A 14071-nucleotide genomic window follows, 5' to 3' on the forward strand; every position below is an offset into this window, starting at 1 on the left:
CCTTTTGGGGACGCCTTAACGTTACCGGACGAGCAAGATCGCATTAAGAGCCCGCGGGGCCTCCTAGTGGATCAGAAGGCCGGCGGCGCGGCTCTTCGTCATCCGCATCACCGTCATCGCCCGAGGCGTCACTATCACGTGAGTCAGTCGGCGATGCCGCTGGCTGGTCATCTGTTGCGGGCGTTCCACCGCCTGGTGAATCACCATCATTCCAGCCTTCCGGCGGACGAGGCTCGCGGCCATCCATAATATCTTTCAGCTGGTCGGCGTCGATGGTTTCGTATTTCATCAGCGCCTCCGCCATCGCGTCGAGCTTATCGCGGTTGTCAGTCAGAATTTGGCGGGCCTGCTCATAGCAATCATCGATAATCTTGCGAACTTCTTTATCGAGGCGAGTCGTGGTTTCGCCAGACTTCATCTTGGAGCCACCCTGACCAGGGCCGCCGAGGAACTGATGGGACTCATCCTCGTCGTACATGATCGGGCCCATTTCATCCGAGAGTCCCCACTTCGCGACCATGTTATGGGCAAGCTCAGTGGCACGCTTGATATCGTTGGACGCACCGGTGGTCACACCGTTTGGTCCAAGCGTCATCTCTTCAGCAATACGCCCCCCAAACAGCGAGCATATCTGGCTGAGAATCTGCTGGCGTGACAGGCTATAGCGGTCCTCTTCGGGCAAGAACATGGTGACACCCAGCGCGCGGCCGCGGGGAATAATCGTCACTTTGTAGACCGGATCATGATCGGGCGCGACCAAGCCGATAATGGCGTGACCCGACTCATGGTAAGCCGTATTGAGCTTTTCTTTATCGGTCATGACCATGGATTTGCGCTCAGCGCCCATCATGATCTTGTCCTTGGCTAAATCAAGCTCCTCCATACCCACGAGGCGTTTGTTGCGACGGGCGGCAAACAAGGCGGCCTCATTGACCAAATTGGCCAAATCGGCACCCGAGAAGCCAGGCGTACCACGGGCAATCAACTGCGGCTTAACGTCATCTCCTAGCGGCACTTTGCGCAAGTGCACACCCAGGATGTGCTCGCGGCCCCGGATATCCGGTAAGCCAACGGTGACCTGGCGGTCAAAGCGCCCAGGGCGCAATAACGCAGGGTCGAGCACATCCGGGCGGTTGGTCGCGGCAATCACGATGACGCCTTCATTGGCTTCAAAACCGTCCATTTCGACCAGCAACTGGTTGAGCGTCTGCTCGCGCTCGTCGTTACCGCCACCCATGCCAGCACCGCGTGAGCGACCTACCGCATCGATTTCGTCGATAAAGATAATGCACGGCGCCTGTTTCTTGGCCTGCTCGAACATGTCGCGAACACGTGACGCGCCGACACCCACAAACATTTCCACGAAGTCGGAGCCGGAGATAGAGAAAAACGGCACTTTCGCTTCGCCCGAAATAGACTTGGCAAGCAGCGTTTTACCGGTACCCGGAGGCCCCACCATCAGTACGCCACGCGGAATCGTACCGCCCAGACGCTGGAACTTGGTGGGGTCGCGCAGGAAGTCGACCAGCTCTTCTACCTCTTCTTTGGCTTCGTCACAGCCAGCAACATCAGCAAAGGTGGTTTTGATCTGATCTTGAGAGAGCAATTTGGCTTTGGACTTACCAAAGCTCATCGGGCCGCCTTTACCACCGCCGGCGCCACCCTGCATTTGACGCATGAAAAACATGAAGATCGCCAAAATAAGCAGGATCGGGAAGCTGGCAATCAGCAGACGCGTCCAGATGCTTTGCTGCTCGGGCTCTTTACCGATTACCGTCACGTCATTGCTCAGCAGATCATCCATTAGCTTGGGATCTTCTGCCGCCGGACGAATGGTCTGGAACTGTGAACCATCGTTACGCTCGCCCAAGATGGTGTAACCATCAATGGTGACGTTGCGCACACGATTATCTTGCACTTGCTCGACAAACTGCGTGTAGTTCATCGACTCGGGCGCACTTTCGGTACTGAAATTGTTGAACACTGTCAGCAGGACGGCCGCGATGACCAACCATAAGATCAGGTTCTTTGCCATATCGTTCAAGGGGCTACCCTCATTACAAGAATCCGTCAGTTAAACCTAATGGTGAGACCTTACACCAGCACCAAGCGTTCAACCATTGCCAAGGCGTATAATGCCTTGGGCCATCTATGCCACGCTCGCCTTTACGGCGCAATGTGACACACTTTGCAACTGTCTGTCTGGCTATTGCGGTGATAAATCTTGGCGATAGACCGTTCGACGCTGATTAACCACGAAACCCCTCCGCTAACAGATAGACCTCTCGAGAACGCGCTCGAGATGCACTGGGTTTACGTGTAACGACACGCTTAAAATCGTTACGCAACTCTTTTAAATAGCTGTCGAAGCCTTCGCCTTGGAACACCTTTACGAGTAACTGCCCGCCAGGCGAGAGCGTTTCCCGAGCCAGTTCAAGGGCCAACTCCACCAGGTACATGGCTTGCGGCTGATCGATCGCCGCCATACCACTCATATTGGGGGCCATGTCCGACATAACAAGGTCTACCGGGCGATTATCCAAGTGCTTAAGGATCGCATTAAGTACCGTCTCTTCGGTGAAGTCACCCTGGATAAACGCCACATCCGCCAAGCTATCCATCTCGAGAATATCGGAAGCGATCACCATACCGTGCTCGCCGACTTTTTCAGCGGCAATTTGACTCCACCCGCCTGGCGCCGCGCCAAGGTCAATGACCGTCATGCCTGGGCGAAGCAGCTTATCTTTGTCATCGATTTCAAGCAGCTTATAGCTTGCCCGTGAGCGATAACCATCCTGCCAGCTCTGTTTGACATAGGGATCGTCAAAATGCTCTTTCATCCAGCTCGCGCTGGTTTTGCTTGATGACCGTTTGCGGCCAGGAGGCGTTTGCTGCATGAAAAATTCTAACACTGGAAGATGCGATGGGCGCTTTCACACGATGCCTTTCACTCGGTGGCGTTTCACCGTAAGATGGAACGTTAAGCGCAAACTGGGATACCGCAAGATACCATGAGCTTGTCACAGGCACAAAAGAAAGCATTTCGCAGCATTGGTCACCACCTAAATCCGGTCGTCACCGTTTCCGAAAACGGCGTCTCCGATAATTTACTTGCTGAACTTGACCGTGCGCTCAGAGACCATGAGCTCATCAAGGTAAAGCTGGCAATGCCGGAGCGCGACGAGCGGGCCGCCATGCTGGATGAGCTTATCAACGATAGCCAATCAGAACTGGTGCAAACCATCGGCAAAATGGCGCTGCTTTACCGCCATAACCCTCAAGTGAACCCTAAGCTTTCGAATATTAAACGCTTCGAGAACCACCACGGCCGCCACTAAACGTTACGCAACTAAGTCGCCGCCCTGATGATTAAAGCCCGCGACATCGTGTCGCGGGCTTTTTGCGCTTGGCCATACCCTAAAGAGCGACTCCAGGGCCACATAGCCCTAGAGGTGCTCGACACTACCGATTTCGTACTCGACATCACCGCCAGGTGTTTTGACCACCACCACGTCACCTTCCTCTTTACCGATGAGCGCGCGCGCAATCGGTGAGGTCACGGAAATACGCCCCGACTTAATGTCAGCCTCGTCTTCACCAACGATACGGTAAGAGACCTGAGCGTCCGTATCTAAGTTAAGCAGCGACACGGTCACGCCAAAAATTACTTTCCCGGTCTTGGGTAGCTTGGTGACATCAATCACCTGGGCACCCGAGAGCTTGCTTTCAATCTCTTGGATACGCCCTTCGATAAACCCTTGCTGTTCACGCGCAGCATGATACTCGGCATTTTCTTTAAGGTCGCCGTGCTCACGTGCCTCAGCAATCGCCGCAATCACCTGCGGGCGCGCTTCGCCCTTAAGATGACTCAGTTCATCACGAAGACTTTTTTCGCCCGCTACCGTCATCGGGACCTTATTCATTGACTTGCTCCTGCATGCAGATCCTGAAGGCGCCGCACCGTAATCTCCCGACCGTACTCCAGCGCCATGCAAACAGCATTAGCGCCCGCCAAGGTGGTCGCATAGGGCACCTTGCGCGCGAGAGCAGTACGGCGAATGACCGAAGAGTCGTTAATGGCTTGGCGACCTTCGGTTGTGTTCACAATGTAGGCGATTTCGTCGTTCTTAAGCAGATCGACGATATGGGGACGACCTTCGTAGACTTTATTGACGTGCTCCACTGCCAAGCCAGCCGCTTCGAGGGCAGCTGCCGTGCCACGCGTTGCACAAAGAGTAAAACCCAATGTTAGCAGAGAACGGGCCACTTCGATAATCCCCTGCTTGTCTGGCTCTCGCACCGAGAGAAACGCTTTGCGCTCGCCGGTTAATGCAGGAATCGCCTCGCCCGCCCCCAGCTGCGCTTTGAAGAACGCTTCGGCAAAAGTATCCCCCGACCCCATGACTTCGCCAGTCGACTTCATCTCCGGCGAGAGAATCGGATCCACCCCCTGGAATTTATTGAACGGGAACACCGCTTCTTTAACGCTATAGAAGTGCGGCACGATTTCACGTTCAAAGCCCTGCTCGGCCAGGGTCTTGCCTGCCATGCAGCGAGCGGCAATCTGTGCCAGCGAGGTACCAATGCACTTCGAGACAAAGGGCACGGTACGCGACGCGCGAGGGTTCACTTCAATCACGTAGATCTCGACATCCTGCCAGGCCATTTGCACGTTCATTAAGCCTTTGACACCTAGCTCGACGGCCATCTTTTTGACCTGCTCGCGCATCTCATCCTGCACGTCGGCGGGCAGCGAGTAGGGCGGCAGCGAACACGCGGAGTCACCGGAGTGAACGCCCGCTTGCTCAACGTGCTGCATGATGCCGCCGATCACTACCTGCTGACCGTCGGAGACCGCGTCGATATCAATCTCCACCGCCGCACTCAAAAAGTGATCCAACAGTACCGGCGAGTCGTTAGAGACTTTCACCGCATTGATCATGTAATTCTCGAGTTCGGAAGCGTCATAGACGATCTCCATCGCCCGACCACCGAGTACGTAACTGGGGCGCACCACCAGCGGGTAGCCAATCGCCTCGGCTTTGGCGAAGGCTTCGTCAAAGCTACGCGCCGTGGCGTTGGGCGGCTGCTTCAAACCGAGCTTGTCGATCATTTGTTGAAAACGTTCGCGGTCTTCGGCCCGGTCGATGGCATCCGGCGTGGTGCCGATAATCGGCACGCCAGCGGCTTCCAGCTCGCGGGCCAGTTTCAGCGGCGTTTGCCCCCCAAACTGGACAATCACGCCCACCGGCTTCTCTTTGTCGGCGATTTCCAACACGTCTTCCAACGTCACCGGCTCGAAGTAGAGACGATCAGAGGTGTCGTAATCGGTGGAGACCGTTTCCGGGTTGCAGTTGACCATGATGGTTTCATAGCCATCGTCGTGCATGGCAAACGCCGCGTGCACACAGCAGTAATCGAACTCGATCCCCTGCCCGATCCGGTTGGGGCCGCCGCCCAGCACCATGATTTTTTGACGGTCAGAGACGTCTGCCTCGCACTCTTCTTCATAGGTGGAGTACATGTAGGCGGTATCCGAGGCGAACTCCGCCGCACAGGTATCCACGCGCTTATAGACCGGGCGAATGCCTGCGGCCTGACGGGTCTGACGAAACGCTTTTTCGGTCACGTTCAGCAGCTTGGCCAGGCGCGCATCGCCGAAGCCCTTGCGCTTGAGCTGATAGAGCTCACGGGCTGAGAAATCGGCCAGCGAGCGCTTGGCAACGGCATTTTCAGTCAGCACCAGATCTTCAAGCTGCACCAGGAACCAGCGGTCAATATTGGTCAGCGCAAACACATCATCGACACTCATTCCAGCGCGCATGGCGTCAGCTACATAGAAAATACGCTCAGCGCCGGCCGCCTGAAGCTCGCCCTGAATAACCGCCATGTTATCCGGCGTGAAGTCGCTGATAATCGGGTCAAGGCCGTCGTTGCCGGTTTCCATACCGCGCAGCGCTTTTTGCAGCGACTCTTGGAAGGTACGGCCAATCGCCATCACCTCGCCCACCGACTTCATTTGGGTCGTCAGGCGATCATTGGCCTGGGGGAATTTTTCAAAGGTAAAGCGCGGAATCTTGGTAACCACGTAGTCGATGGACGGCTCAAACGATGCGGGGGTGCGACCACCGGTAATATCGTTCTGCAGCTCATCCAGCGTATAGCCCACTGCCAGCTTGGCGGCGATCTTGGCAATCGGGAAACCAGTGGCTTTCGAGGCCAGCGCCGACGAGCGTGACACCCGCGGATTCATTTCGATAACCACCAAGCGGCCGGTTTGCGGATCCATGCCAAACTGTACGTTCGAGCCGCCGGTCTCCACGCCAATCTCGCGCAGTACCGCGAGGCTGGCGTCACGCATGATCTGATACTCTTTATCGGTCAGCGTTTGTGCCGGGGCCACAGTGATGGAGTCACCGGTGTGCACGCCCATGGGGTCGAAGTTCTCAATCGCACAGACGATGATGCAGTTGTCGTTCTTATCCCGCACCACCTCCATCTCGTACTCTTTCCAACCCAGCAGCGACTCATCGATCAGCAGCTCGTGGTTGTTGGAAAGCTCGAAACCTCGGGTACAGATCTCTTCGAACTCTTCCTTGTTGTACGCCACGCCGCCGCCGGAGCCGCCCATGGTATAAGAAGGACGAATAATCGTTGGAAAGCCCAACTCATCCTGAATTTCCCACGCCTCATCCATGCTGTGCGCAACTTTCGCCTTCGGGCATTCAAGCCCAATACGCTTCATGGCCTGATCAAACAGGTCGCGATCTTCGGCCATGTTAATCGCATCGGCGTTGGCACCAATCATCTCGACGCCGTACTTTTCCAGCACGCCATGCTTTTCCAGGTCGAGCGCACAGTTCAGTGCGGTCTGGCCACCCATGGTGGGCAGAATAGCGTCTGGCCGCTCAGCCTCAATAATCTTTTCCACCGCCTGCCAGGTGATTGGTTCGATGTAGGTGGCGTCGGCCATGGCCGGGTCGGTCATGATGGTGGCCGGGTTGGAGTTGACCAACACAACCCGGAAGCCCTCCTCGCGCAGCGCTTTACACGCCTGGGCGCCGGAGTAATCGAATTCGCAGGCCTGGCCGATGACAATCGGGCCAGCGCCAATGATCAAAATAGTGTTGATGTCGGTACGCTTAGGCATAACGGTTCCCGCAAAAAATGGGTGACGATGAGCGACAAAAGACGGCGATGTGCGGCTAGGTTAACGTCGCGCCTGCATCATGGTGATAAAGCGATCAAACAACGGCGCCACATCACGCGGACCGGGGCTGGCTTCCGGGTGGCCCTGAAAGCTAAACGCCGGTCGGTCGGTGCGCTCAATCCCCTGCAAGGTGCCGTCAAACAGCGAACGGTGCGTTGCGCGCACGTTAGCAGGCAAGGTCGCTTCATCCGCTGCGAACCCGTGGTTTTGGCTGGTGATCATCACCGTCCCAGTATCCAGGTCCTGCACGGGGTGATTGGCACCGTGGTGACCATGGCTCATCTTGACGGTTTTTGCCCCCGAGGCCAGCGCCAGCAGTTGATGCCCCAAGCAAATACCAAACACCGGAATATCGGTTTCCAGCACGTCCTGGATGGCTGTGATCGCGTAATCACATGGCTCGGGATCACCGGGGCCGTTGGCCAGGAAGACGCCATCAGGGTTCATCGCCAGCACCTCGGCGGCGGGCGTTTGCGCGGGCACAACCGTCAGGCGGCAGCCGCGAGCGGCCAGCATGCGCAGAATGTTGAATTTCACCCCGTAATCGAACGCCACCACATGATAGGGGCGCTCGGTCTGTGCGGCATCTGCATAACCCTCACCCAGCGCCCACTCACCCTCAGACCACTCATAGGCTTCTTTACACGACACTTCTTTGGCCAGATCCATGCCCTTCAACCCAGGAAACGCCTTGGCAGCTTCCAGCGCCCGCTCTACCGCGCCGTCGCCTTCAGCGTCAACGCCCGCCAAAATCGCGCCGTTCTGCGCGCCCTTATCACGCAAGATGCGCGTTAAGCGGCGGGTGTCGATATCGGCAATGCCCAGCACGTTTTGGCTTTTCAGGTAGTCCGACAACGACTGCTCAGAGCGGAAGCTGCTGGCCATGAGTGGCAAATCACGAATCACCAAGCCCGCCGCGGCAATCGAGGCGGATTCAACGTCTTCGCTGTTAACGCCGGTGTTGCCAATATGGGGGTAAGTAAGCGTGACAATTTGACGAGTATAGGAGGGGTCGGTGAGGATTTCTTGATAGCCGGTCATGGCCGTATTGAACACCACCTCACCGCTTGTGACCCCCTCCGCACCAATGGCGGTTCCGTGAAACACGCTGCCATCTTCCAGGGCCAATATCGCGGGTTTGCTCAATGCGGGGTTATTCAAAACAAGGTCCTCCCATGCTGGTGGGAGCCTGTGGGCGCAGGCTCGGCAATTTCTTCATTATCCACGACGCGGTTAGTAAAACTCAGGTCGTAAAAAAGCGGGACGAAGCCGACAGTAAAAAATCGGTTTCATCCCGCTTGTTGTTCTCTTCCATGACTGACCGCCATGGCGCAGTAACTAGCTGCCTATTTCGCTAACCTAAGACCAGTGCAACAAGCGCGGTGCTTTCTCCACAGACATTCGCTGCAGATATTTTGCTACGTAGCGGCAGCCACTCGGCCAAAATTTTTGGAATGTTACAGGAATTTTAGACCTAAGACTACCCCTTAATGATGGGCTGCTTGAGCATTGCCACCGCTCAATCTAAGCCCAGCACATCCTGCATATCGTAACGGCCGCACTCTTTCCCCGCGACCCAGCGCGCTGCGCGCACCGCGCCTTTGGCAAAGGTCATGCGACTGGACGCTTTATGGGTGATTTCGATACGTTCGCCCTCGGTGGCAAACATCACCGTGTGCTCGCCGACAATATCCCCTGCGCGCACGGTGGCAAAGCCAATTTCTTTATCGGTGCGCGGCCCGCATTGCCCCACCCGCTCGAACACGCCATGTTCTTTTAACGTGCGATCCAGGCTTTTTGCGACCACTTCCCCCATTTTGATCGCGGTGCCGGAGGGGGCATCGACCTTGTGGCGGTGATGGGACTCAATCACTTCAATATCATAGCCTTCATCGCCTAGCGCTTTAGCAGCGGTTTCCAACAGCTTGAGCGTCAGGTTCACCCCCACGCTCATATTGGGCGCAAATACCATGGCGACGCGATCGCGAAAGCTATCCAACTGAGCCAACTCATCATCATTCATGCCGGTGGTGCCAATCACGATGCGTTTGCCGTGCTCGGCGCAGAACGCAAGGTTGGCCAGCGTCACCTGCGGGGCCGTGAAGTCGATCAGCACGTCAAAGTCGTCGACGATATCGCTCAGGTCATCCACTGCTGCCACACCGCGCCTGCCAATGCCCGCCAGCTCGCCGATATCGGCGCCAACCAATGAGCTGCCCGGCTCCACAATACCGCCCGCCAGGGTCGCGTCAGCCTCTTGTTCAACAGCATTTACCAGCGTGCGGCCCATCCGGCCAGCGACGCCTACAATGGCAACTCGGGTCATCGAAACTCCTGCGCTTGCGTCTTTCAGCATCAAAGTGGATATCAAACGTGGCCGCGATTATAGCAGACGCGCGGCGGGAATCCGCGCCGTCGGGGTCGACTAGTTTTCCCAGACGATAACCAGCGCTTCATCACCGGCCATCCGCACCAGATGGCGCTCCACCACGCCTTCCAACTCATCCAAGTGGCCTTCTTCAAGCGTCTCGATCGCCACCGTTAATGTTTCGTCACCGGCTCGCATCAGGCAAGTGCCCGAACTAAATGTAATTTTGGCTTCTTGTTCAGATTGCTCGACCTCAAGCTTATGCGACCAGTGCTTGCACAAGCGATTAATTAAGCGTTCGCCAGAAGGCGTCGCGATTTCAGCACGGGATAGGGGCATGCCGCTTTCTCCACAGAAGTAGCGAGTGAGTACCTACCAGCCTAATGCGCACTGGGATAAGAGCCAAGCAACGAATGGGCTTTCAGTGCAACAACGTGTTCACGGGCATGCTTATACACAACGAGCCCCACCTTGAGAGACATATCGACAGACCCAGGCGTTTAAGCAATAATGGCGCCCTTGAGAATGCGAATTATACGCACAACGTGGTTTATTACTGGCCATCCGCCAGGCTGGCGCTTTTACCCACTCCACTCACTTGTTACTTATCCGGTTATGAAGGTAATTATGGCTGCCCACTTTTCCAAACTGTTGCTGGGCGCGGTCTCCGTTTTGAGCTGCGCCGCTGCTGTCGCCGACGACATCACCGTGACCGACGTCGCTGGCCGCGACGTTACCCTGGACGCCCCAGCGGAACGGGTCATTTTAGGCGAGGGCAGGCAGATTTATCTGCTGGGGTTATTAGAGCCGGAAGATCCCTTTGCCCATGTAGTGGGCTGGCGGGAGGACTTTTCCCAGGCGGACCCCGATAACTATGCGCGCTACGCCGAACGCTTTCCGGAAATCGACGACCTGCCCACCTTCGGCGGGTTCAAGGACGGCACCTTTGATGTCGAGCAGGCGGCTTCTCTCACGCCCGATGTCGTGCTGATGAATATCGAGGCCAAAGCCGCCACCGAAGACGCCGGCTACGACGACAAGCTGGCCGAGTTGGACATTCCCATCGTCTACGTGGATTTTCGTGAGGATCCCATCGAAAACACCATTTCCTCGATGCGCATCATTGGCAAGCTGATGGGCGATGAAGCCGCCGCCGAGGAATTTATCGCGTTTGCGGAAGAGCAGATGGCGCGGGTAACCGATGTTATTGCCGAAGCGGACCCCAAGCGCCCCAGTGTGTTTATCGACCGGGCGGGCGGTTACTCCGACGAGTGCTGCATGAGCTTTGGCCCAGCCAACTTTGGTGAATATGTCACTCTGGCGGGCGGCAGCAACATTGCCGCGGACATTATCCCCGACAGTTTTGGCAACCTGAACCCTGAACAGATCATTGCTGCTGATCCGGAGCACATGGTGGTAACCGGCGGCAACTGGGATGCCTACGTGCCGGGCGGCGACTGGGTGGGCATGGGCCCAGGGGCAGACATGGATAAAGCCCGTGAAAAGCTCGACGCCCTCACTGAACGCACGGCCATGACCGGCATACGCGCGGTCGAATCAGACAACGTCCATGCTATCTGGCACCAGTTCTACAACAGTCCCTATTACTTCGTGGCGGTTCAGCAGTTAGCCAAATGGCTACATCCGCAACTGTTTGAAGACCTGGAACCGGAAGCCACTATGCGTGAGCTGCACGACCGCTTTTTACCCATCGACTACGAACCCGGTTACTGGGTGTCATTAAATGACGAGTGAAACCATGACGGCAGCGCCCGCCCCACAGGGACGCGCTTTCTATCGTAGCCAAGTGTTTCGTCGCCAGATGATTCTGGCAGCGCTGGTGGTCGCACTATTTTTCAGTCTATGCGTTGACCTAGCCCTTGGCCCGGCACGCTACAGCCTGGGCGAAGTCGTTACCGCCTTGTTCACCCCAGATAACGTCAGCCAGCAGGCACGCGTCATTCTCTGGGAGATACGCATGCCGGTAGCCCTGATGGCACTGGTTGTGGGCGCCAGCCTCTCGGTGGCCGGCGCTCAGATGCAAACCATCCTGAGCAACCCGCTGGCCAGTCCGTTTACCCTGGGGATTTCGGCTGGAGCAAGTTTTGGTGCAGCGTTAGGGCTCGCTTTTGGTGTAGCGCTGGTGCCTGCCGCCATTGAGTTTGTGGTGCCCATCAACGCCTTCATAATGGCCATGTTCACAGCGTTCTTAATTCATGCCTTAAGCCTTAAGCGCGGTGTGACGGTAGAAACCATTGTGCTACTGGGCATCGCCATGGTGTTCATCTTCAACTCGCTAATGTCGCTGATTCAGTTCTTTGCCAGCCAAGAGGCCGTGTCCGCGGTAGTGTTTTGGACCATGGGCAGCCTGACCAAAGCGACCTGGCCGAAATTCTGGATCGCGCTGAGCGTATTGGCCATGGTGATACCACTGCTTGCGCGACACGGCTGGGCGCTCACCGCCATGCGACTGGGCGACGCCAAAGCCGAAAGCATGGGCGTGAATCCGCGCTCGCTGCGCCTGGAAGTGCTGGTACTGGTATCGTTGCTTGCGGCTATTGCCGTCGCGTTTGTCGGCACCATCGGGTTTATTGGCTTGGTGGGGCCGCATATTGCGCGCCTTATGCTCGGCGAGGACCAGCGCTTCTTCTTGCCAGGCTCAGCGCTGTGTGGCGCACTAATTCTGTCGGTTGGCTCGGTGATTTCCAAAATCATTATTCCGGGCACCATTATTCCCATTGGCATCATTACGTCTCTCGTTGGGATTCCCTTCTTTCTGTTTCTCGTGCTTAACCACAAGAAGGCATCATGGTAACCCTACAGCTGAATCGCGTTTCCGCCCGCTACGGGCGGCGTTCCATTATCCAAGACATCACTACCCCGCGCTTTCAGGGTGGGCAAGTGGTGGCCCTGCTTGGCCCTAATGCCGCAGGCAAATCCACCTTATTTCGCCGCATCCTGGGTCTATTAAAAGGTGAAGGCGAGGTGGTCATCAGCGGTACAAGCGCCGAGCGCCCCGTGGCCTACATGCCCCAAGACACAGGGGCGAAAGCAGTGCTAACGGTATATGAATCAGTGCTGTTGGCGCGCATGCAAGGGCGCAGCCTAAAAGTCCAGGGCGAAGATTTAGCACAGGTTGACCGTGCATTAGATGAGCTGAATATCGCCACATTGGGCGAACGCGATATTGGCGACCTTAGCGGCGGGCAGCGCCAACTGGTCAGCGCCGCCCAAGCGTTGGTGCAGGAGCCCGAGATTCTGATGCTGGACGAGCCCACCTCAGCGCTCGACCTGAATCGCCAAATTAGCCTGCTGAGCGTACTGCGTCGGCTAGCCGACGAGCGGCAAATGCTCATCCTGGTAGCACTGCATGACCTGGGGCATGCGCTGCGCTTTACCGATGCGTCCATGGTGCTTGAACACGGTCGTCTAATTGCCTGCGGTCCCACGGCGGACGTGATTACGCCTGCACTGCTGCAGTCCGTTTACCGAGTAAACGCGCGCATTGAGCCCTGCTCAAAAGGCAGCCCGCAGCTTATCGTCGAAGAAGCCATCTAAACCGCCTTCCCTCCATGGCGGCGAGTGCCACGCCGCTTAACATCAGCGGCAGTGCAAGTAGGAAACCACTAGAGACAGGTATTCCGAACAACACCCAATCCGCCAATACCGGCCACACCAATGCTATATACTCAAATGGCGCCAAGCGCGATGCTTCCGCATAGCGCAACGCCAGCGTCATCGCGATATGCGCCGCGCCGCCAAACAGGCCTGACAACACCAGCAACCCAAACTCTTCTGGGCTAAGCGCCGCCCAGCCCATCGGTAGCGTTGCCAGGCCTGCCAGCGACGACACCAGTATAAAATAGAAGGCGATAGCACCTGCTGTTTCCGTACGTGAAATCCGCCGCACGGTAAGCAGCGCCCCTGCCGTTAACAACGCGCTAAGCGCCCCTAACGCATAGCCCGGCAATTGCCCACCCGCCTCGTCCGCTTCCAACCCAGGCAGCACTAATACCGCCATACCTAAGAGCGCAAACACAATGGCGCCGGCACGATGGAGCGAAAACCGCTCGCTCAATAGCAAAATCCCACCAACGGCCATGAACACCGGCGTTAACTGGGCGAGCAACGTAGCCTCGGCAACCGGCAATAGAGCGACCGCCGCAAAGGACGCGAACATCGCCGCCGCCCCCAAGCCAGAGCGCAACGCATGCCCCAGCGGGCGACGCGTTGCCAGCCCGCGAGGAAACTCCCGGCGCAGGGCAAGAAATACCACTATGGGCAACAGCGCAAACAGCGAGCGGAAAAATACCGACTGGCCCACCGGCACAACGTCACTGACCGCCTTGATGCTCACCAACATGCCGGTAAATAGCACACCAGAGAGAATCCTAAGCAAAATACCTTTAGTGGGCCTCTCCTGGAGGTTATCCATCGTGTACAGCACTCCCTAAACAGCAAAAACCCCCGGGCGAACCGAGGGTTTTTGAACC

General features: G+C 56.8%; 12 protein-coding genes. 4 read left to right on the forward strand and 8 right to left on the reverse strand.

The window, feature by feature from the left end; all coding sequences use genetic code 11:
• Positions 1-43: 43 nt before the first annotated feature.
• Positions 44-2044 (reverse strand): ATP-dependent zinc metalloprotease FtsH, encoded by a 2001-nt coding sequence (gene ftsH / locus CPH17_RS10635; RefSeq protein WP_074397699.1) that lies wholly within the window; start codon positions 2042-2044, stop codon positions 44-46.
• A 205-nt stretch (positions 2045-2249) separates the two neighbouring features.
• Positions 2250-2897 carry a 23S rRNA (uridine(2552)-2'-O)-methyltransferase RlmE gene (gene rlmE, locus CPH17_RS10640; RefSeq protein WP_096299417.1) on the reverse strand — a complete coding sequence of 216 codons (648 nt, stop codon included), beginning with the start codon at positions 2895-2897 and terminating at the stop codon, positions 2250-2252.
• A 114-nt stretch (positions 2898-3011) separates the two neighbouring features.
• Here rlmE and yhbY point away from each other — a divergent pair, with 114 nt between their 5' ends.
• On the forward strand, positions 3012-3338 hold the full coding sequence (gene yhbY, locus CPH17_RS10645; protein ID WP_074397701.1) for a ribosome assembly RNA-binding protein YhbY: 327 nt from the start codon (positions 3012-3014) through the stop codon (positions 3336-3338).
• A 108-nt stretch (positions 3339-3446) separates the two neighbouring features.
• On the opposite strand, the gene greA is transcribed toward yhbY, so the two are convergent.
• The 5 genes from greA to CPH17_RS10670 form a co-directional block, all read right to left on the reverse strand.
• Positions 3447-3923: a transcription elongation factor GreA gene (gene greA, locus CPH17_RS10650; RefSeq protein WP_074397702.1), complete on the reverse strand. Its 477-nt coding sequence runs from the start codon at positions 3921-3923 to the stop codon at positions 3447-3449.
• A complete protein-coding gene (carB, locus tag CPH17_RS10655; protein WP_096299419.1) occupies positions 3920-7150 on the reverse strand; it encodes a carbamoyl-phosphate synthase large subunit in 3231 nt (1076 codons plus the stop codon). The genes greA and carB overlap by 4 nt, the downstream gene beginning before the upstream one ends.
• 60 nt (positions 7151-7210) lie before the next feature.
• Positions 7211-8356, reverse strand: a complete 1146-nt coding sequence (carA, locus tag CPH17_RS10660) for a glutamine-hydrolyzing carbamoyl-phosphate synthase small subunit (protein ID WP_172898715.1) — start codon at positions 8354-8356, stop codon at positions 7211-7213.
• A gap of 373 nt (positions 8357-8729) precedes the next feature.
• Positions 8730-9536 carry a 4-hydroxy-tetrahydrodipicolinate reductase gene (dapB, locus tag CPH17_RS10665; protein WP_096299423.1) on the reverse strand — a complete coding sequence of 269 codons (807 nt, stop codon included), beginning with the start codon at positions 9534-9536 and terminating at the stop codon, positions 8730-8732.
• 99 nt (positions 9537-9635) lie between these two features.
• On the reverse strand, positions 9636-9917 hold the full coding sequence (locus CPH17_RS10670) for a DUF2218 domain-containing protein (RefSeq protein WP_074397706.1): 282 nt from the start codon (positions 9915-9917) through the stop codon (positions 9636-9638).
• A gap of 288 nt (positions 9918-10205) precedes the next feature.
• On the opposite strand from CPH17_RS10670, the gene CPH17_RS10675 reads away from it, so the two are divergent.
• Genes CPH17_RS10675 through CPH17_RS10685 form a run of 3 tightly spaced genes read left to right on the forward strand, consistent with a single transcriptional unit; the run spans position 10206 to position 13136 of the window.
• Positions 10206-11333 (forward strand): ABC transporter substrate-binding protein, encoded by a 1128-nt coding sequence (locus CPH17_RS10675; RefSeq protein ID WP_096299425.1) that lies wholly within the window; start codon positions 10206-10208, stop codon positions 11331-11333.
• Positions 11323-12393: a FecCD family ABC transporter permease gene (locus tag CPH17_RS10680; RefSeq protein ID WP_074397708.1), complete on the forward strand. Its 1071-nt coding sequence runs from the start codon at positions 11323-11325 to the stop codon at positions 12391-12393. Before CPH17_RS10675 ends, CPH17_RS10680 begins: the two co-directional genes overlap by 11 nt.
• On the forward strand, positions 12387-13136 hold the full coding sequence (locus CPH17_RS10685) for an ABC transporter ATP-binding protein (protein WP_074397709.1): 750 nt from the start codon (positions 12387-12389) through the stop codon (positions 13134-13136). The genes CPH17_RS10680 and CPH17_RS10685 overlap by 7 nt, the downstream gene beginning before the upstream one ends.
• Here CPH17_RS10685 and CPH17_RS10690 read toward each other — a convergent pair.
• Positions 13114-14013, reverse strand: coding sequence for a DMT family transporter (locus CPH17_RS10690; RefSeq protein WP_096299427.1), 900 nt, complete (start codon positions 14011-14013; stop codon positions 13114-13116). The genes CPH17_RS10685 and CPH17_RS10690 overlap by 23 nt on opposite strands.
• Positions 14014-14071 lie beyond the last annotated feature (58 nt).

It is taken from the genome of Halomonas sp. hl-4 (assembly GCF_900215475.1).
Taxonomy (GTDB): Bacteria; Pseudomonadota; Gammaproteobacteria; order Pseudomonadales; family Halomonadaceae; genus Vreelandella.